We start from the raw sequence: 19,628 nt of genomic DNA, 5'->3' as shown, positions 1-19,628 counted from the left end.
TGCTATGCCTCAAACGGGCTACTTATGCATAAACCTTATCCAATTGATCTCAAGGTAAGCAAGGCCCACTCCGGAGGGCACAACAAGCGAACGGGCAGAAACGTCGTCCCCAATCCTCTGCTCGTATAAATCTGAAGTGGGCGATTTGGTCTATCTACACGTTCTAGCGTGTATAATCCATCCGGGTACCGCTCACCTAACGTTGGAAGGAACAAGGGCCCCACCAGTGGCACACGTACCTGACCCCCATGACTATGTCCAGACAATTGAAGATCAACTTGATAGTTGAGGGCAACCGATCCCCAATCCGGTTCATGGGCGAGCAGAATACAACACATTTTCCCCGATATCCCTTGCATAGCACGCGTCATATCAGGAGTCCCTTCCAATGCGTCGTCGATTCCCGCCAGAGCGAGCACTTCATGATTCCGCCTGAGTATCACATTATCATTCCGCAGCATGCGGATTCCTGCCGCTTGCAGCGCATTCTGCACAGCCTCTGCGCCTCTTCCCCGATAGTCATGATTGCCAAGCACAGCATAGGAACCATATGGTGCACGCAGTTGGCGCAGGATTGGTACAATCTCTGCTGGAACCACATTCCCATGATCAACGATATCTCCTGTAATGCATATCACATCCGGTTGATTGGCTTGTACATCTTGGACAATGCTCGCCAGCTTCGATTCACTTAGATGATGTCCGTAATGGATATCTGATATATGCGCTATGGTCAGCCCATTGAAGGAAGCCGGCAGTCCGTGAATATCCAGCTCAAGCTTGCGCTGCCGGATATTATTAGGCTCAATGAATCTGGCATAGCCCCCAACCGCCATAGGCATTATTATTACTGCCCCTACCATCATGCGCAGTAAACGCCGTCTTCCCGGATTCGCAACTGAATTCGGATTCGTGTCTCTCGTCATTGGAGATTTTATAGCTATCCCCTACCTTTACCTCTTGCATTCAGTAAACGCCGATTCCTATGTATGACTATCCTGTCTCGTCCTTTTATTATGAATCAGCTCGGTATTCAATGCAAATCCTAGTGAGGGTCAATTTATCCATGTTCCCATTTCGTTTAGAGTAGATAGCCTGTCTGGCTATCACAAGAGCGTATTGCGTCATCACACGATTCCTATTTCGCTTCGTCTATACAACAACTGCCGACCACTGTAATAGGGCCGGCAGTCCATTGCCTGTATCGCTCTCTATGAATTGTTTGCGCTTCCATTATCCTGGTGAATAATACTCCACATACGGCTGAGCCGCATGCTCGATCAGCGAATCTAAACGCTTACAAAACATTGAAACACTCGTTCTCCAACGCTGAAGCCTTTCCCTTTCCATAATGGAAGGCCCAATTCCGAAATGCTCCTCCATGCATTGTTCCAGCGCCTCTTCCATCATCTTCATGTCCGAGTTGGCAGCACTAAGCTTGACTATGTACGCGGTAAGGCAATCGTATTCATCGTCCGGCGCCCCAAGCGCCCGCAGTCCTAGTGGATCCCACTCGTCCACCAGCAGTTTCACCTTACTGAAGAGGCTGTTCTCGTACCAGCTGTTCGTGTCCTGTATTGGCAAATGGACTATCAACTCGGCACCCCCTAGTCATCTTCACAAGCTTCCAGCGCACATTCAAGTTGTTAACCAATACTATAATCGAAAATTCAGTTTTGGAATACAAATTTTTCTTAAAAATTTTTTGCTTCGCTTTGACTTGTTTCACGCTCATAACGCCATACGTGGATATCCGAATTATCTGGTACAAAAAAGCGCCCCTATTCGGGGCGCTCCTACCTTACTTTATTGCATAAACCAGCGTTTGAACATCAGCTTCGTTGTGTCTTTATTCATCTCAGCAATAGATGTCGTAAGCGGAATTTCCTTCGGACAAGAACGGACACAGTTCTGGGAATTGCCGCACCCTTCAATACCGCCGTCCTCAAGCAATTGTTCCAAGCGCTCGTCCTTATTCATTTCTCCTGTCGGATGCGCATTGAACAGTCGAACCTGCGAGATCGGAGCAGGCCCGATGAAGCTCGTCTTCTCATTTACATTCGGACAGGCTTCCAGGCAGACACCACAGGTCATACACTTCGACAATTCATACGCCCATTGTCGCTTCGTCTCTGCCATACGAGGCCCAGGCCCGAGGTCATAAGTACCGTCAATCGGAATCCATGCCTTGACTTTCTTCAACGCATCGAACATACGCTGGCGGTTGATCACGAGGTCACGAACAACTGGGAACGTCTTCATTGGAGCAATTCGAATCGGCTGTTCGAGCTTATCGATCAACGCGGAGCAAGCCTGTCTCGGCTTGCCGTTAATGACCATAGAACAAGCTCCGCACACTTCTTCAAGACAGTTCGATTCCCAGCATACCGGAGCAGTTGATTTACCAGCTGCATCCACAGGATTTCGTTGGATTTCCATTAATGCGCTAATGACGTTCATATTCGGGCGATATGGGATCTCGAATTCTTCCGTGTACGGCTGCGCGTCCGGCGCATCCTGACGCGTCACGATCAACTTGACTTTTTTGGATTGTGCCACAGCTTCCGCCATCGTTATTCCCCTTTCTTCTTGTTCGCCGTATAGTCACGCTTGCGCGGTTTGATAAGCGATACATCCACGTCTTCGTATGAAATTTCAGGTCCCTCTGAGGTCCATGACGCAATTGTCGTCTTCAGGAACTGCTCATCATTGCGATCTGGGAAATCAGGCTTGTAATGTGCTCCACGGCTTTCGTTGCGAAGCAGCGCACTCTTCGTCATGGCTTCCGACAGCTCCAGCATATTCCACAACTGACGAGTGAAGGCCACCCCTTGGTTGCTCCAGCGAGCCGTATCCGTCATGTTGATTTTGCTGTAACGCTGCTTCAATTCCTTAATCTTGTTGATTGTATCTTCCAGCTTGTTATTGTAGCGAACGACAGTCATATTGTTGGTCATCCATTCGCCCAGTTCCTTATGGATGACGTACGCATTTTCCGTACCGTCCATCTTGAGCAAGTCCTCATACTGGGACGTTCTCAGCTTTGCTTCACGTTCAAATACGCTTGCCGATACATCCTCTGTCGCTTTGCTCAAGCCACGGACATACTCTACTGCTTTAGGTCCGGACACCATGCCGCCGAAGATCGCTGACAACAGCGAGTTCGCTCCAAGACGGTTCGCACCATGATATTGATATTCACACTCTCCAGCCGCGAACAAGCCCTTGATATTTGTCATCTGGTTGTAGTCGACCCACATGCCGCCCATTGAGTAATGCACCGCAGGGAAGATTTTCATTGGTATCTTGCGCGGGTCGTCACCCATGAATTTTTCATAAATTTCAATAATGCCGCCGAGCTTCACGTCCAGCTCCTTCGGATCTTTATGCGACAGATCGAGATAGACCATGTTCTCGCCATTGATGCCAAGCTTCTCATCAACGCACACATGGAAGATTTCGCGAGTCGCAATATCACGCGGAACGAGGTTCCCGTAAGCCGGATATTTCTCTTCAAGGAAGTACCATGGCTTGCCGTCCTTATACGTCCAGATACGACCGCCCTCACCGCGAGCCGATTCAGACATAAGACGGAGCTTGTCATCTCCCGGGATGGCTGTCGGGTGAATTTGAATGAATTCCCCATTCGCATAACGAACGCCTTGTTGATACACTGCGCTGGCCGCAGTCCCGGTATTAATGACCGAGTTCGTTGTTTTGCCGAAGACAATCCCTGGTCCGCCTGTCGCCAAAATAACAGCATCCGCAGCGAAGTGCGTAATGTTCATGCTGCGCAAGTCCTGCGCTGTAATGCCTCGGCATACGCCTTCATCATCCACGATGGCAGAGAGGAATTCCCAGTGCTCATACTTTGTTACAAGTCCCTCTGCTTCCCAGCGTCGCACTTGCTCATCAAGCGCATACAGCAGCTGCTGGCCCGTTGTAGCTCCAGCAAAAGCTGTGCGGTGATATTGCGTCCCGCCGAAGCGGCGGAAGTCAAGCAAGCCCTCTGGCGTACGGCTGAACATAACCCCCATACGGTCCATCAAGTGGATGATGCCAGGCGCTGCTTCACACATCGCTTTTACAGGGGGCTGGTTCGCCAGGAAGTCTCCCCCATATACCGTGTCATCGAAGTGCTCCCAAGGGGAATCCCCTTCACCCTTTGTATTTACCGCGCCGTTAATTCCGCCCTGCGCACAGACGGAGTGAGAACGTTTCACAGGAACTAAAGAAAAAAGGTCGACGTGAACGCCTGCTTCCGCTGCTTTGATCGTTGCCATAAGACCAGCAAGTCCTCCGCCAACGACGATAATGTTCTGTTTTGCCATAATGCGTCACCCTCCCTTAACCGATGAATGGAATAATAGATTGAACTGCTTCCGCTGCTTGGAACTCTGCAGAGCGGAATCCGATTAACGACAATGTGAACATGACTGCCATAATAATGAACAAGCCCATGCAGATTTTTGCGGATACATTTTGTGCGCGTGGTCCAACCGTAATGCCCCAGCTTACGAGGAAAGCCCACAATCCGTTCGTAAAATGAAAGGATGCAGAAATCGCACCGACCAAATATATGATAAACATAACTGGAGAAGTAATTATGTCATGCATGTATGTGCCTAGCTGCTCATGCGTAATATTGCCAGTCGCAATTTGAACACGCGTTTCGTACACATGCCATGTGACAAATACGAATGTAATGACCCCTGTTATCCGCTGCATCAAGAAAGCTACGTTGCGGCCGTAATTATAATTGCCTACGTTGTTCTTGGATGTGTACGCAATGTACAACCCGTATACGCCGTGATACAGAAGCGGAAGCCAGATGCCGAACAATTCTAGGAAAAATATAAGCGGCAATTCATTCAAAAATTTGACACTGCCCTGAAATGCTTCCTTCCCGCCTTCGAACGCAGCGTAGTTCGTAAGCATGTGCTCGACAATGAAGAATCCGAGCGGAATAATTCCAAGAAGCGAGTGCAGCTTGCGCGAGTAAAAATATCCTCGTTTCATAAGCGTGCCGGTTCCCCTTTCCATTTGTGTCCCAGTAGATTTTGGTAATAAACATCCTCATTTTACCTGTGCATGTCGAAAGCGTCAATAATTTGTCACAACGAAAAACCACTGCCATGACGCAGTTGTTACCGCTTTCGACAACATTCGCGGTTCTTCCTGCAAACCGCTCTTCTGTAGTTATGTGAACAACTTGTGACACTACCATGTTACTCCGAATCCCCTTATAATGGAATTGCAATGTTTTTATATCTTTTATAACTAAAACGCATAAGAAGCCATTCATTTTTACGCTTAGCTCATCATTCATATCGTAGGAGGCTATGAAATATGCTCGATTTGTTAGAATCATTCGCAGCGGTTGTGGAACTGACGAGCTTGAATCAAGCAGCAAAGCGGTTGAATATCTCTCAGCCGGCTCTATCCAGGCAAGTAGCGAAGCTTGAGGAAGAACTGGGTGTAGAGCTGTTTATCCGGAATGGCAAGCGGCTGGAGCTAACTCGCGTTGGCCAGCTCACGTACGAATTTGCAATCGATATTCGCAATCGCCAGCTCGGTTTCTTGAAGTCCATTGCATCCTTCAAGGCGGAAGGTCAATCGTCCATCACCATTGGGGCCAGCTTAACCACACTGCAGACGACACTGCCGCTGTTCATCTCCTCCTTCGTCGAGAAGCATCCTGACGCAAGACTCAAGGCTGTGACCGGCAAGACGCATGAAATCATCTCGCTTGTCCGCGAACAATCCATTGATCTTGGCATCGTCGCCGATGCGATTCGTGAGCCTGGACTGATGTGCATTCCATTGTTCGCGGATCATCTTCAGCTGGTGCTGCCACGCCGTCATCCACTTGCCAGCATCCGCAATTGGACGATGTCCCGCTTGGACGGTCTGCCTATGCTTCTCTTCTCTAAGGGAACCTGGTATCGCAAGCTCATCGATGATCTATTCCGCCGATATCGCATCATGCCTGATATTCGCATGGAGATCGATTCCTTCGAAGCGATAGTTCGCTTGCTCACGACCTGTCATGCAGCTGCTTTGCTGCCACGCTCCTATCTTCGGTTGGAATGGCTCAAGGATAACGATCTGATTGCCGTTCCCCTGAAGGAATTGAAGCAAACCGAACGTGTAACTTCCATTGTATATGGGGAGCAAGCACTGCTGAGTCCTGTCGCTACGCAGTTTATTGAGGAAATTATGGAAGCAGCATCATTATCACAGCTAGGGAAATAGTCATGGATAGAAAGGAAAAAGAAGGATTACACTCGTTTGCTGTCGAATAAAGTAAGCTTAGACAAAAAACATTCTCAACTAGGGGAGAATAAGGAGGAAATGGAAACCATGGTTGTATGTAATCGTTGTGGCAAGCCAATCAACGACAATGAATCCCATCAATGCAGTACAGGGTCTGTCCCACCGCAGCATGCTGGTTCCGCAGCAGAGGCATCTGTACAGCAAGTATCCGCCACTGCTGAGACAGCGTCTCACAAGACACCAGGCAGCACAGTGCCTGAATGGGCCAAGTCAATTGACAGCAAGAATATCCTTCAACTGCTGAAGAATCCGGCAAGTGCTCGCAATCTTACTGTCTCCGATTGGGTGTATGCGGTCATTGCCGCGTTAGTCTCCGCACTGGGCTTTGCCTTGTTCGGCTACACGCTCTTTGGAAGCTTGTTCGCTTCACTAATGAGTCCACTTAGCATATTAGGCGGTTCAAGTTCACTGACCCCGCCATTTAGCTTTTTCATTCAATTGTTTATTTATCAGATTATTGGATTGGCCGCACTCTTTATTAGTATTTGGTTCATTAGCCGCTGGAAGGGCAGCAAGCCGCTTGACTTGAAGACGACATTTGTCCAATTGGCTGCTATGCAAATGCCTTTTGGCTTAGGATTTGTGCTCGCATTCCTTCTCGCGATCATTGGATTCAGTTCATTATCTGTTGCAGTAGCAGCTTTCACTTGGTTCGTATCCGTTATTCTGGTCACGACCGAAGCAATGGAGCAGACTGAAGTAGCACGTCCGAATCGCTTTCTATTCATCACAGCAAGCATGGGTGCCTACTTCTTCCTGACTTATATCGTATTCAAAATTGTAGTCATGTAAAGCCATTTACATAAGCAATAAGCCTGCAGCTCGCTTCTCTATACAAGCGACAACTGCAGGCTTATTTATGACCTTCTACAGCAAGGGATTCTTTACGATTTTTTATCGTTCCCCTTCAACATAAATGCTTCTTCAAAATCTTCGATTTGCGTATTCGTACCAATCATAACCATAATATCTTTCTCATCAAGCACATCTTCGGCTGATGGTGCAATAATCATGCCTTTCGGCTTATTCAGCGCCACGATGCTGCACCCGAACTTAGCTCTTGGATTCACATCCTTGAGCGCCATTCCTTGCATGCAGCCAGGCACGCTCAGCTCTGCTATGGTATATTCCTTGGACAATTCAATGTAATCCAGCAAGTTCGGTGATACAAGTTGATGAGCTACGCGAATGCCCATATCCCGCTCCGGGTAAATAACCCTGTCCACACCGATCCGCTCCAGAACACGTCCATGCAATTCGGAAAGTGCTTTGGCGACAACCTTCTTCACGCCAAGTTCCTTCATCTGAATACTGACCAGAATGCTCGTCTGAATATCGTCACCAATGGCTACGATCGCGCAATCGAAGTTACGTATGCCGAGTGAGCGCAGCACCTCTTCATCTGATGCGTCCGCTACAACTGCATGGGTTACGAAGCCCATAACATCCCCAATTACTTCCTCATCTTTATCAATGCCTAGCACCTGATGTCCGAGCTTGACCAGCTCCTTCGCGAGACTTGAACCGAAACGGCCCATCCCGATCACTGCAAACTGCTGCAACTCCATATCCCTGTATACTCCTTCGTCCGTTACAATCTAACTTGCTTATCCTATCGTTATTTTTCCTTCTGGGTGTCGGTATAATTCCCGCTCATTTTTCGGGCCTAATGCATAAGCCAACGTTAATGGACCTAGACGGCCTGCAAACATCGTCAGGCTCAGCAGCACTTTTCCGATATCTGATAAATCCGCCGTCAATCCCATTGATAACCCTACCGTTCCGAAGGCCGATGTTGTATCGAATAATATCATCAGGAAGCTATGATCTTCTGTTGTCGACAATATCATCGATACGATAATGACCAAGAACAATGACAGCAACGTCAGCGTAACTGCTTTGAAGATACGATCCTTGGCGAGTCGGTACCGGTAAATGACGATATCTTCTTTCCCGCGAATCATAGCAAATACAGCTCCAATGAGAATGGCGAACGTCGTCGTCTTAATACCACCACCAGTGGATCCTGGTGATGCCCCGATGAACATCAAAAGAACCATAAAAAATTGCGAGGCTTGGCGCATGGCTCCGATGTCAATCGTATTCGCTCCAGCGGTACGCGGGCTGACAGATTGGAACAGGGATGCCCAGAACTTCTCCCAACCATTCAAACTGCCTAACGTGCGTGTATTGGTAAATTCAAATATAAATATAACGACCGTTCCGATTACAATGAGCAATCCCGTCATCGTTAACACGATCTTCGTATGCAGAGACAACTTGCGAGTACGCTTATATTCCACCAAATCGGACAAGACGATAAATCCAATCCCGCCAAGGATAATAAGCAGCATCGATACCAGGTTAATAATAGGGTCTCCGACATAGCTGGTTAAGCTCGAAAACGGCCCACTGACAGAGCCGAATAAATCAAAGCCTGCGTTATTGAAAAAAGAAACAGCATGGAAGATACCGAAATAAATGGCCTTGCCTAGCGGAAGATCAAATGCCCATCGCACGGAGAACAGTACAGCTGCCGTCCCCTCGATACATACCGCAAACAAGATCACTTTACGGATAAGGCGCACGATGCCTTCCATGCTGCCCTGATTAAGCGCTTCTTGCAATATAAGCCTTTCCTTCAGCGATATCTTCTTCTTCAGTGCTAATGCAAACAGCGTTGCCATTGTCATGAATCCAAGCCCACCAATTTGAATAAGCAGCATGATGACCACCTGCCCAAATACGGTAAAATGAGTGCCCGTATCCACCACAATGAGCCCCGTCACACAAGTTGCTGACGTTGACGTGAACAATGCATCGAGGAATGGCAGCGGAATCCCATCCGCATTTGATATCGGAAGCATGAGTAGAAATGCGCCCAATAATACAATTGCTGCAAACCCTACAACCAGAATTCGCGGTGGTGTCAGATTGAATCGAATGGCCTTTTTTGTTCCCTCCACGGGAGTCACCTCTTTTTTTCCCCACGAAAAAAAGCACTGGAAATCCAATGCTATCGCTGGTATCCTGACGTACATGCCTACGAGGTTAGCTGTCGGATTCGGGCACGTTCAGGCTGCCCTAATCGCAAGTGGATTCTATGCATCCACAACTGCGATATTCACCCCATTTATCGGGTCCCCCGCTTTCGTTCATTCACGAAACTCGGCTTGTATGCAATTCATAACGAGATTATATACGTTTCCCCTGCAGCATACAAAGTCAAGGAATGAACAAATTAACCAGAATAAGACGAAAAACTTGAAGAAATAGCGCTTACAATCCCCCATTTTCTTCAATTGTATTCAAAACACTCATTTTCGCTAGGTGTTTCTTCATTTTCTCTGCTGGACTTTACAAAGTTGAAGTGGATAAAATGAACAAATAAGCAACCATACGCTAAATGTGTGATGGAATGGAGGTTCCAACATGTCCTATGTATCCAAGCCGCTTCTTCTTTCTTCTGTGGCCGGATTTCTATTATTCCTCATTGTTCAGGTATTCATTCCCTTTCAGCAGACAGAAGCCATGATGGAATCAGCAGCCAGCCAATCCCTCTTAACCAAAGAGAAAGCAGCGCAAAAGGCACTCACATTTGTACAGGACTTAAAACAGTTCCATATTTCAATTACACCTGAAGAAGATACTGCTCCAACCGTCATTTATCGCAGTCAATCAACGGTTTCCGGCTACATGAGCAAGGAGAAGCTGACCGCTTCATTTCAGAAATGGGAATCATCCAGTCCCTATGATACTTTTCAGGTATTATTGAATATGAATCGGGCTGGAAAATCCGGTGTCATGCGCATTGACGTTCACATGACAAGCGGTCGTATTATTGGATTCGAATGGGAGGAAAAGCCTCCTATCACCTCCTACATTAGCGGGGTTACGGGAAATCATGTGGATATGGCGTCAGCAGAAGATGCGGAGACTGCCTTGGATCCAGTGAACCGCAAGAAGCTTGCTGATACACTCTTGAAGCACATGGGATGGAATCCTACCCAATTAAAACTAATCGCATCATCGGCGGAGCTAGACACGGTAGAGTATAACGTGCCTGAAGCACGACTTGGTGAAGCCGCATTGAACGTGAAGGCCGTCTTCTCCCAAGATCGCATTGTCATGCTGAAGCCCTACTGGGTTATCCCGAACAGCTATCTAGCTGAAGAACTGCATCAAACGAAGACTGCATCGTCCATTTACAATATCGGCTATATGTGGATGACAATCCTACTAAGTGCATGTTCACTGATCGCTTGCATCGTCTACCGTCATGGCCTGAAGTTCGGATCGAAGACATTGTTCGCCCTTACTGCCGTCTCATGCGGAATTTCTCTGCTGCATCTATGGAACGTGCTTCCGGGTCTCTTCGCTCTGGAACTCCGTACCCCTGTGGACGGGGTGAATATGGGGCTGTCCTTTGCCATTCAAGGCGCAATTACAGTAATTCAAGGCGTTATCCTATACTTCTCTCTCCATGCGGGAAAGCGAGCATGGGAGCTGTCTGTGTACAGAGATGTACTGCCTACATGGAGTGATCGCGCATTTGGCGGCAAGCTCATACAAGCATTATGGATCGGAATCGCGTACACAGGCGTATTGCTCGGCATGCAAACGGTTATATTTTTCATTTTGGAATCAGGGTTTCATGCGTGGTCATCGACCGATGCCTCACAATCACCGCTCAACCTGCGAATTGCACCACTGTTCCCTCTTCTAGCTTGGGTTGCAGCTATTTCGGAGGAAGGGATATATCGTTTGTTCGGGGTTGGACTGCTGAACCGATTGTTCCGCAACCCATGGTTAGCCGGGATTATCCCTACCCTTGTATGGGCGTTCGGACATGTCACCTATCCAATCTATCCGTACTACTCTCGGCCGGTAGAGCTCCTGTTTATCGGCATGTTCTTCCTGTTCATTATGCTGAAGCATGGCTGGTGGACGGCCATGTTCGCTCACCTTATGCTCGACAACTTCTTAATGTCCCTGTCATTCATGCTTGATGGAACAATAGTCGGTCTCCTAATCGGTCTTGTGTACCTCCTTTCTCCAATTGGGATTGTATATGCGCTCGCGAAGATTCATCGCAACCAAGATCACGCTAGAGCGATCACGACATGGACATAAACATTAACACCATTGATTACAGTTGAATCCATTTGTTCGTACAGTAATAGAACGAGTACATGAGCATATCTCCATACCCTATCATTTTGAAAAGCCAAGGGCCGTTCATATCGAAGGACGCATGTACGTAATGCGCCTCATCGAAGGAACGGCCCCGTTTATTTCTCATTATTACTTATTTCTTCTCAATAAATTTTTTCGCTTCCTTTACTGCCGTATCTAGCGCTTTCTGTGCATCTTCACCCAGCATGACTGAATCAACTGCAGTAGACAGGTGACGGTTCATCTGGTTCCAGTTGCTGTTAAGCAAGAAGGCTGGCGTGTTGTCGGAACGCTCCAGCATGCGATAGAACGGTGCATACAGCTCGGATGTATCCAGCTTCATTTCTTGCACGACGCTCTTACGTATCGGCAGGTCAGCATCGCTCTTCATCTTAACGGCTTCTTCCGAAATGAAGAACTTCACGAACTCCCATGCCAGATCCTTCTGCTTCGATTGCTTCGCAATCGATACAGCACTTACCGAAATTACGCCCTTCACAGGCTTGCCAGGGAACGCTGGCATTTCAACAGTACCGAAATCAACCTTCGCTTCCTTAAACCCGTCTAGCGGCCATACACCGCTCTCCCACATTCCGATTTTACCAGCTTTGAAGATGTCGTTACCGCCAAGCTGCGTTTTTCCTCCTACGAGGACTCCGTATCCGTCCTTCACCATATTCCCGAACATTTGAACAGCCGCTACCGTATCCGGCCCGTTCATAATACCTTCAATCGTCTTGCCGTCTTCGCTGATGAAGCTGCCCCCATTACTCCAGATGAATCCTTGCAGGTCATACGGGTCGTTCTCAGCACGGACACCGAATCCATACTGCTTCTTCGATTTATCTGTCAGCTTCGTTGCAATATCCTTGAAGTCATCCCACGTCCAGCCATCTTTCGGATATGGGACTCCCATTGCGTCGAACACTTTCTTGTTGTAATACATAGCCCGTGTCGTGAAGCCCGCAGGCATACCATACGTCTTGCCATCTACCTTCACATAATTGAACAAGCCATCGTATATATCGTCTAATTTCAGGCTTGCATCTTTCTCCGTAAAGGCATCCAGCGGCTCCAAGTTCGAATGGTATGTTGGGAAATCCCACATCAACATCACATCCGGCGGATTGCTCGCACCGAACGATGCTGCCAGCTTCTGATCGAAGCCGTCTGCATAAGGTTCAATTTGTACTTTGACGCCTTGATGAGATTTTTCGAACGCTCTCGCGATATTTTCTTGAACCTTCAGCTTCTCTCCAGTATCCCATGTTGCAAAACGCAAAACGGTTTGTTTCCCCTTGTCTTCCCCGGAGGAGGAACCTTGTTCTCCAGATCCTCCACCACAGCCAGCAAGCATCAGTGCAAAGACCGTTAACAGAATAACCAATCTTGACGTTCTCTTCATCTTGCTCATTCCCCCCAAATGGTTGCATCTCAAACATACCTTCACTTTAAAGACAATAAAGCGTTTTCAAAACGGCGAATTGTTCCGAATATGGGGTGATTTTGTTCGGTGAAAGGGCGTAATATCGTACGCCCTTCGTCATTTTTGAGCAAAATGTTCTCCCTTTTGTCCGCTTCGGTATTGACTCGGTGTCATTCCACAGCAGCGTTTGAACCATTTGCTAACATATTTTCCATCCACCATGCCGATCCGTTCTGCGATATCCTGCAGCGTCATCGTTGTATTCAGAAGCAAATCCTGCGCTGTCTTAAGCCGCATACGGTATAAGAAGGAGACAAAATTCTCTCCTGTTACCTTCTTAAATAAAGTACTGAAATGACTTCGACTCAATCCAACTCGATGTGCTACATCACTGACGGACCAAGGCTCACTCACATTCTCTGCTACCAAGAGCACCGATCGCATCACCGTTTCCGGCCATGAATTGACTCGCAGCTCAAATTTGCGCTCCAACTCCGCCGCTCGGTGCAGCTCCTGAACCGCCTCCAGCCAGCCGTCCATGCCCTTTAACGGGCCACGACTGCTCCAATGCAGCTGCGGACAAGATGCTTTGCTCTCTTTCAACAGCCGTTCCACCTTCAGGCGAGCTGTAGGACGATAGAAATAGAAACATCGTTCTACACCGCAGGGAATATAGGCGCACGGGCCTTCCGTTTCTTGCAGCAGCTTATCGCCAAGATACTTCCAGTACTCCCCTTCACGGTTGGATGATTTGATAACGGCAGGGAGCGATTGCTCGGAACTGTCGAATATTTTAACCAATATAATCTCATGAGGTTCATTCAACCAATACCATTGCGTCTCCCAGCGCAGCTTCAGCTCGCCTTGGAAGTTGTTGCGGAAGCCGCATAACCAGGCATAGAACGCCGCATTCCACTGTGCATCCTCTTCGTTAGAATTTGCAGTGCGAACCGCTGGAGGAGGCTCCGAATTCCCAGCCAGCTCCTCCCCGAACTTTTGAAGATAATAATCCAGTTCCTCATCTTCGAAAGCCGTTTTCAACAAATAGCCGGAAGCCCCAAGCATCATTCCCTTTTGTGCATATTCGAAATCTCGATGACAGCTCAGCAGCAAGACCCGAGTATGCGGCGACTTTTCCTTCACTCGCTTGGCGAGTTCGATTCCATCCATCTCCGGCATCACGATATCTGTAATGACAACCTCCGGCTCATGGAGAAGGAATGCTTCCCATGCCTTCTGACCATTTGGGGCATCGGCTACGACTACCATGTTGAATCTGCTCCAATTTACCGTTGCCATCAAGCCTCTGCGAACAATGCTCTCATCATCCGCGATTAGTACTTTAATAGGGTTGTCTGTCATCGGATTCCTCCTCCTTTTTGGGCCAGCGTATCGCAATCGTTGTACCGCTTCCTAACTGGGATTCGATGCTTAATCCATATTCGGAACCAAAGTGCAGCTTGAACTTCTGATCCACATTGTACATCCCGAGACCATGTCTCTGATTGTGGTCTTTCGGAGCTTGCAGCAGAGAGATTCGACGCTCTTCGCTCATCCCTTTACCATTGTCCGATAAGGTTAAATGCAGCTCTGACCCGGTATCTACTAGGCGGAGTGCAATTGTGCCATACCCATCCTCGAAGGCGTAGAAAAAGATATTCTCAAACAGCGGCTGCAAGCTCATACGCGGGATGACTGCTGCCAGCGCACTTGTTGCAATTTCTGACTCATATATAAATTCACCTTCATAACGAACCTGCTGGATTTGCAGAAAATGATCAATAAGCTCCAGCTCTTTCGATATCGGAACCAGTTCACGCGTCACGTCTAAGTTGGCTTCTAACACGATCGTTAAGTGAGCGATCATTTTCCTTATATCATCATTGCCCTGCAGCCTAGCCTTCCACTGTATGGAGTTCAACGTATTGAACAATAAATGGGGATTGATCTGATAATGAAATGCTCGCAATTCGGCTTCCTTCTTGAGCTGCTCCTTAGCCGCTATTTCCTTCACAAGCTCTTCGATCTGTCCGATCATCTTATTGAAGCTATTCGCAAGCGTCCCCAGCTCATCCTCATCCTGAACTTGGATTCGGGTCTTCAAGCGACCAGCTCCTGCGGAGTTCATCGATTCCTTGATCCGCTTAATCCTGCCCGTTACACGAGTGGAGAACAAGTAGGCGAGCAGAAGAGCGAGAAAGCCTGACAAGCCTAAACCAAGTAAGGTATAAGACTTGATAACACTTGATGGCTGATTAAAATATTCATAGGGCAGTCTAGCTTCTATCGTCCAATCATTTATTTTCAAGTTCTGCTTCCACACGATATCATTTTCTTGCGCAGTATAATTGCCCGGCGAATGATAGATCGTCTGACCACTTGCACTTTGCACCGTCACAATCGACTTCGTATCCTGTTCGAACATACGGAACAGTTCGATCAGCTTATCTGCCTTCATTTCAATAAGGATTTTGCTGTCCTGCAAGGGCCCTGCCTGATTGCGGATCGGCACAACCAAGCCAAGCAGCTTCTGATCCGGTGTATCCTTCTCATCGCGATAATGCAGTGGAGGGTAGAATCCTGCCCAATACTCTCCTGCATGATCGGCAGGTATCCGCTTCCACCATGGCTGTTCAACCAGAACATCCACATTCAAGATGCTGTCCCCGTAATAATAGCCAGATTTCGTAATAATGAATATCCCGCGATCATGCAGCCTTTTAAGCGCTTTCAAGAAATCTTCCATGTTGTTCTTATCCTGCACTTGCGAATACGTCTTCGGAATCTCCGCATTGATGACACTCTTATATGGATTAAGCAAATATGAATAAATATAACCCGCAATCATGCTCATCTGATTTAATTCCGTATCCAGCTGATACTGCAGCTGATTAACACTGTTCTGACCGTATTTGCCGAACTGCTCTTGCAGAAGGCGTGAGGATTGTTGATAGGATAGCACGCCCTGAATCATGAGAGGAAGCAGTGATGCTGCCAAGAAGAACAGCACGAGCTTTAAGCGAAGGCTTCGCCTCGGATTGGGCGGCATATTGGCCATCCATTGCTGTAGCCGATGCAAGACACCCGATTGTGTCACATGGGTTAATCCAGTAAGAGTTTCACGTGGCGGTGCGATAGGAATCATCCCCTGTTGCTTATTGGACTAGTCATGATGCTGCGAAGCGTTGATGTATCAGAAGTGTATCATAACCAATTTTAATCTGACAATGGAGACGGAAGCACCGATTTGTCCTCATCCAGACATCGAATAGGCGGGAAGATCACAAAGATAACAAAACAGCTCCCTTATGCGCTAAGCGGCAGGGAGCCTGTTCCACCTCGTCTATTGAGCTGGCTGCATTACATATTCATTCGCTAATATGAGGAACACACTCGACGTCCACGTAAATGCCCGATCGCGAAGTCCGCACCCTGTCTGTGCATCAAAATTCTCTGCCATGCCGCTTCGAGCAGCCATGCGGCAGAATCGCGTCGCTGCTTCTTGTGCCACTCCCCGCTCCCCACTGCGCTGCAAACCGTCGATCAGCAGCATCATGACTGGAGCCCAGATTGGCCCAAGCCAATAGCCGTCCGGTTCATAGAACGGACTGTTCAGGCTTTCTGTGGCGAATCCATTCGGACTGAAGAACCGCTCTTCATCGGCAACTGCCTTCACAAGCGCTTTGCGCACCGATTCCGGCAGACGATCACCTAGCAAGATCGGCATAAACGGAATCAAGCTGTCTCCTTGCGCCGGCTCATGTGTGCCTGAACGAACCGCCTTGAACTGGCCGTCATGCCAGAAATGCTCCAGCATGCGTCCGAGCAGGCTATCCGCAGCATTGAGCCATTCCTGCGCCTCGTATGGCTTGCCCAATTGATCGGCAATCTCCGCAAGAACCTCGAATTGGATAGTTAAATAAGCAGATAAATCCGGACTCTCAATAGGTCCCACACTGCGGAAAATCGTGCTATTATCCCAGCCGCTGTCATTGCCATGATTGTACTGAGGTATTCCGTCCTGATCATCATCACGGCAATTCATCCACCATTTGCTCCACTGTGCAAGCGGTCCATAGATTTCACGCAAGCGATCGGCATGGCTGAACCACTCATTGCGTTCCATCATCCATCGCAGCGTCCAGCCATGGATAGGCGGCTTGCAGCAATTCCACAAGGCGTACTTGTCATTGACGAAGTCCGGAAGCTGACCGGATTCATCCTGCTTGTCGAACATGATCATGAACTGATCCCAAGCCAGCTCTGGCTGATTCGCCGCGAGCGCCATTGCATTAAAGCAATGATCCCAGCTCCAAATGTTCGTCATCCAATTTTTCGACATGTACATCGCGGGACGAGTCAAATGTCCGGCCACTGGCACCACACAGGACCATGTGATGTATGCAGCCAAGATGCGCGCCTGTTCCAACTCTTCCAAGGCAGCAGGCAGACTCTTACCGAGCCATGCAGCAAATTCCTGCTCCACGCTGGCAGCAGCCTCGTCGAAGGAAACCAGCGACTCGAATGGACGAATGGATGGCGGCTCTATCCGATACTCTTCAAGCATGAGCTCTGCTTCAGCTGCTTTGTCTTGGTTACCCCCACCTGGGAAGCATTCCACCACCGCATATTTGCATCTGGAACGTTCCCATGGAGCTTCGACCGTAAGCTTCCCTTGAAGCGAAGTCAACATAAAGCGCATTTCCGTAGTAAAATGATTCACCTCGTAACGTCCATCCTGACGTGGAAGCACATAATCATAAGTACCCGCAACTAATGTCAGACGGATTCCCGCTTCGCGCACACGTATCCGTATCGCTTCCGGCTCCGACAGGCATAGTTCCGCCTTACCTTGTCCGCCTTCTCCAATAAGGGTTAAGGAGGATGGCGCGCTATGAACTGAATAAGGTACAACCTCGCTGCCAGCTACCAGCTCTAGGCGGAATACTGCACCGCTCGTCTCGTCACCACCGCGAACGGTGCGCAAAAACAAGCCTTCCTCTCGCTTGCCATTCTGCGGCAAATGCGATACCGTCAGAAAAGATCCAAATCGGCTAAATGGAATGTGCTGAATATCAAATGTAATCATTGCCGACATCCTTTACTCCTTATCCGGCAGGCCATTCGCCTGTCTCGTCTTCTTCAAGTAAGCTCGCCATGTAATGCACCATTCAGCCGGTTCATCCAGCGATTCCTCGATATTCCGATGTACCGTGCTGTGATGTGGTGCTGACTTGACGATTTCCGGTACGCTGCGAGCTTCTTCTGCAATATGGGCTAACGCTTGAATATACTCATCCAAGTCATCCTTGGAGTATGATTCCGTTGGTTCCAAGGTGAATGGCTGCGGTACAATATAAGGATGATGACTCGTCCAGTAATGCAAGCCGAAATCACACATTCTGCGCTGAATGTCTTCGGTCGTTACTCCTGTCTCACGCGTCAGCTGCTCCCAGCTATAGCGTACCTGCTCAAGCCGTCCCCCTTTGACATATGGAGCGCTTGCGCCAGAAATCTGTAATATTTTATGGTACAAATAGTTATTGTTCAATACCGCAATTTCCGCAACATCCCGCAGCCCTCTTGCCCCCAAGCTGCGAATCCAAGCATACGCCCGAACAATCGTCTGCGCAACGCCATGGAAGCTTCTGACCTTGCCAATGCTCAGCTCTTGATTCGAGCGAAGCACGAATTGATCGCCAACACGTTCAACAATTGGGCCGGGCAAAAATGGCTGTAGCTGCTCCGTAACGCCCAGAGCGCCTGCCGCAGGGCCGCCGCACATATGAGGCGCAGCGAACGTCTTATGCAGATTGAAGAAGCACATATCAAATCCCGCTTCCTTCGCACGAGCGATGCCAAGAAGGCCGTTCGCGTTAGCTTGGTCGTAATAGCAAATGCCTCCTGCCGCATGTACAATGTCCGTGAACTCTTTAATGCGTGAATTAAAGATCCCTGTATCTTCAGGATTCGCTACCACGAAGCCTGCTGTTCGATTCGATACCGCCTGCTTGAGCTTCTCAATATCCGGGAATCCATCCTCATCCGGGTGCAGAGTAATGATCTTATATCCCTTTACCGCTGCGGTTGCGGCTTGAGAAGGATGAGAGAAGATCGTTGTAATAATCTCATCACGCTGCTCGCCTTCTCCATTCGCCTCATGATACGCACGTACGATGGAGGCCATTGCGAACAATGCTTGTGTTCCGCTTCCAGGCTGGAAGGAGAAGGCGTCCATGCCCGAAATCTCACGCATTGCCTCATCCAGTCGATAGGTGATTTCCAGCATTCCCTGTACCGTGCGGACATCCTGCAATGGGTGCAGCTCCGTCAGCTGCGGATTGCGAACAAGCAGCTCATTGACGCGCGGAATGTATTTCATCGTGCAGGTTCCTTGACCGATTTCTACATTTAAATCGCTTCCGAGTGTCTCCTGCGACAAGCGCAAGTAATGGCGAAGCACCTTGGCCTGACCGATCTCAGGCAGCTGCGGCGCTTTGGCTCGCTGCATCGAGGCCGGAATGCTTGATACGACGTCACCAACAGCTTCGACAAGCTCCTGCTCCGCTTCTGGAACGAGAACGCCGCGCTCTCCTTCTCGATGCAGTTCAAATATTACCGGTTCATCCCATTTCGCTTGATGAAATTGTCTGACTGTACGATCCTTCCGAACGATTTGTTGCATCGCTTG

At 48.6% G+C, this 19,628-nt stretch carries 16 protein-coding genes and 1 riboswitch; of the genes, 3 read left to right on the top strand and 13 right to left on the bottom strand.

Annotation, left to right across the window (positions count from 1 at the left end):
• Nucleotides 1-35 precede the first annotated feature (35 nt).
• The 5 genes from RQP50_RS25615 to RQP50_RS25595 all read right to left on the bottom strand — a co-directional run bounded on the left by RQP50_RS25615 (nucleotide 36) and on the right by RQP50_RS25595 (nucleotide 5,019).
• Complete coding sequence (locus RQP50_RS25615) at nucleotides 36-842, bottom strand: metallophosphoesterase (RefSeq protein ID WP_315747130.1); 807 nt, start codon at nucleotides 840-842, stop codon at nucleotides 36-38.
• Between the two features lie 391 nt (nucleotides 843-1,233).
• Nucleotides 1,234-1,596 carry a hypothetical protein gene (locus tag RQP50_RS25610; RefSeq protein WP_231586701.1) on the bottom strand — a complete coding sequence of 121 codons (363 nt, stop codon included), beginning with the start codon at nucleotides 1,594-1,596 and terminating at the stop codon, nucleotides 1,234-1,236.
• A gap of 210 nt (nucleotides 1,597-1,806) precedes the next feature.
• The gene (gene sdhB, locus RQP50_RS25605) at nucleotides 1,807-2,571 is read right to left on the bottom strand and encodes a succinate dehydrogenase iron-sulfur subunit (protein ID WP_021252666.1); all 765 of its coding nucleotides are present in this window, start codon (nucleotides 2,569-2,571) and stop codon (nucleotides 1,807-1,809) included.
• A 2-nt stretch (nucleotides 2,572-2,573) separates the two neighbouring features.
• Nucleotides 2,574-4,331, bottom strand: a complete 1,758-nt coding sequence (gene sdhA, locus RQP50_RS25600; RefSeq protein ID WP_142545875.1) for a succinate dehydrogenase flavoprotein subunit — start codon at nucleotides 4,329-4,331, stop codon at nucleotides 2,574-2,576.
• Nucleotides 4,332-4,347: 16 nt separating this feature from the next.
• Nucleotides 4,348-5,019 (bottom strand): succinate dehydrogenase cytochrome b558 subunit, encoded by a 672-nt coding sequence (locus RQP50_RS25595; protein ID WP_315747129.1) that lies wholly within the window; start codon nucleotides 5,017-5,019, stop codon nucleotides 4,348-4,350.
• 330 nt (nucleotides 5,020-5,349) lie between these two features.
• On the opposite strand from RQP50_RS25595, the gene RQP50_RS25590 reads away from it, so the two are divergent.
• Nucleotides 5,350-6,255 (top strand): LysR family transcriptional regulator, encoded by a 906-nt coding sequence (locus RQP50_RS25590; RefSeq protein ID WP_021252663.1) that lies wholly within the window; start codon nucleotides 5,350-5,352, stop codon nucleotides 6,253-6,255.
• Nucleotides 6,256-6,363: 108 nt separating this feature from the next.
• Complete coding sequence (locus RQP50_RS25585) at nucleotides 6,364-7,128, top strand: hypothetical protein (RefSeq protein WP_174809876.1); 765 nt, start codon at nucleotides 6,364-6,366, stop codon at nucleotides 7,126-7,128.
• A gap of 92 nt (nucleotides 7,129-7,220) precedes the next feature.
• Here RQP50_RS25585 and RQP50_RS25580 read toward each other — a convergent pair whose 3' ends face one another.
• The gene (locus RQP50_RS25580; RefSeq protein ID WP_072730655.1) at nucleotides 7,221-7,904 is read right to left on the bottom strand and encodes a potassium channel family protein; all 684 of its coding nucleotides are present in this window, start codon (nucleotides 7,902-7,904) and stop codon (nucleotides 7,221-7,223) included.
• A 39-nt stretch (nucleotides 7,905-7,943) separates the two neighbouring features.
• Nucleotides 7,944-9,302, bottom strand: coding sequence for a TrkH family potassium uptake protein (locus RQP50_RS25575; RefSeq protein WP_021252660.1), 1,359 nt, complete (start codon nucleotides 9,300-9,302; stop codon nucleotides 7,944-7,946).
• A gap of 59 nt (nucleotides 9,303-9,361) precedes the next feature.
• Nucleotides 9,362-9,520, bottom strand: a riboswitch (cyclic di-AMP (ydaO/yuaA leader).
• A 248-nt stretch (nucleotides 9,521-9,768) separates the two neighbouring features.
• Here RQP50_RS25575 and RQP50_RS25570 point away from each other — a divergent pair.
• Nucleotides 9,769-11,469: a CPBP family intramembrane glutamic endopeptidase gene (locus tag RQP50_RS25570; RefSeq protein ID WP_315747128.1), complete on the top strand. Its 1,701-nt coding sequence runs from the start codon at nucleotides 9,769-9,771 to the stop codon at nucleotides 11,467-11,469.
• Nucleotides 11,470-11,485: 16 nt separating this feature from the next.
• Here the strand turns inward: RQP50_RS25570 and RQP50_RS25565 are convergent, their stop codons facing one another.
• The 6 genes from RQP50_RS25565 to gcvPB form a co-directional block, all read right to left on the bottom strand.
• Nucleotides 11,486-11,638, bottom strand: a complete 153-nt coding sequence (locus tag RQP50_RS25565; RefSeq protein WP_174811464.1) for a hypothetical protein — start codon at nucleotides 11,636-11,638, stop codon at nucleotides 11,486-11,488.
• A 6-nt stretch (nucleotides 11,639-11,644) separates the two neighbouring features.
• Nucleotides 11,645-12,916 carry an ABC transporter substrate-binding protein gene (locus RQP50_RS25560; protein ID WP_315747127.1) on the bottom strand — a complete coding sequence of 424 codons (1,272 nt, stop codon included), beginning with the start codon at nucleotides 12,914-12,916 and terminating at the stop codon, nucleotides 11,645-11,647.
• A gap of 138 nt (nucleotides 12,917-13,054) precedes the next feature.
• Nucleotides 13,055-14,299, bottom strand: a complete 1,245-nt coding sequence (locus tag RQP50_RS25555; RefSeq protein ID WP_315747126.1) for a response regulator transcription factor — start codon at nucleotides 14,297-14,299, stop codon at nucleotides 13,055-13,057.
• Nucleotides 14,280-16,034 (bottom strand): cache domain-containing sensor histidine kinase, encoded by a 1,755-nt coding sequence (locus tag RQP50_RS25550; RefSeq protein WP_315747125.1) that lies wholly within the window; start codon nucleotides 16,032-16,034, stop codon nucleotides 14,280-14,282. The genes RQP50_RS25555 and RQP50_RS25550 overlap by 20 nt, the downstream gene beginning before the upstream one ends.
• Before the next feature lie 246 nt (nucleotides 16,035-16,280).
• A complete protein-coding gene (locus RQP50_RS25545) occupies nucleotides 16,281-18,035 on the bottom strand; it encodes an amylo-alpha-1,6-glucosidase (RefSeq protein ID WP_315747124.1) in 1,755 nt (584 codons plus the stop codon).
• Between the two features lie 3 nt (nucleotides 18,036-18,038).
• Nucleotides 18,039-19,622: an aminomethyl-transferring glycine dehydrogenase subunit GcvPB gene (gene gcvPB, locus RQP50_RS25540; RefSeq protein WP_315747123.1), complete on the bottom strand. Its 1,584-nt coding sequence runs from the start codon at nucleotides 19,620-19,622 to the stop codon at nucleotides 18,039-18,041.
• Nucleotides 19,623-19,628 lie beyond the last annotated feature (6 nt).

The sequence above is a fragment of the Paenibacillus suaedae genome, from assembly GCF_032337355.1.
In the GTDB taxonomy this organism is placed as follows: domain Bacteria; phylum Bacillota; class Bacilli; order Paenibacillales; family Paenibacillaceae; genus Paenibacillus_B; species Paenibacillus_B suaedae.
The sequence above is the reverse complement of the archived record's forward strand: the minus strand, read 5'-3'. Positions and strand labels throughout refer to the sequence as shown.

Coding starts and splice junctions, on each gene's coding strand:
- RQP50_RS25580 (WP_072730655.1), bottom strand. CDS start 7,904: ATGGAGTTGCAGCAGTTTGCAGTGATCGGGATGGGCCGTTTCGGTTCA.
- gcvPB (WP_315747123.1), bottom strand. CDS start 19,622: ATGCAACAAATCGTTCGGAAGGATCGTACAGTCAGACAATTTCATCAA.
- RQP50_RS25615 (WP_315747130.1), bottom strand. CDS start 842: ATGCCTATGGCGGTTGGGGGCTATGCCAGATTCATTGAGCCTAATAAT.
- RQP50_RS25585 (WP_174809876.1), top strand. CDS start 6,364: ATGGTTGTATGTAATCGTTGTGGCAAGCCAATCAACGACAATGAATCC.
- RQP50_RS25560 (WP_315747127.1), bottom strand. CDS start 12,916: ATGAAGAGAACGTCAAGATTGGTTATTCTGTTAACGGTCTTTGCACTG.
- RQP50_RS25555 (WP_315747126.1), bottom strand. CDS start 14,299: ATGACAGACAACCCTATTAAAGTACTAATCGCGGATGATGAGAGCATT.
- RQP50_RS25565 (WP_174811464.1), bottom strand. CDS start 11,638: ATGAGAAATAAACGGGGCCGTTCCTTCGATGAGGCGCATTACGTACAT.
- sdhB (WP_021252666.1), bottom strand. CDS start 2,571: ATGGCGGAAGCTGTGGCACAATCCAAAAAAGTCAAGTTGATCGTGACG.
- RQP50_RS25570 (WP_315747128.1), top strand. CDS start 9,769: ATGTCCTATGTATCCAAGCCGCTTCTTCTTTCTTCTGTGGCCGGATTT.
- sdhA (WP_142545875.1), bottom strand. CDS start 4,331: ATGGCAAAACAGAACATTATCGTCGTTGGCGGAGGACTTGCTGGTCTT.
- RQP50_RS25545 (WP_315747124.1), bottom strand. CDS start 18,035: ATGTCGGCAATGATTACATTTGATATTCAGCACATTCCATTTAGCCGA.
- RQP50_RS25595 (WP_315747129.1), bottom strand. CDS start 5,019: ATGAAACGAGGATATTTTTACTCGCGCAAGCTGCACTCGCTTCTTGGA.
- RQP50_RS25590 (WP_021252663.1), top strand. CDS start 5,350: ATGCTCGATTTGTTAGAATCATTCGCAGCGGTTGTGGAACTGACGAGC.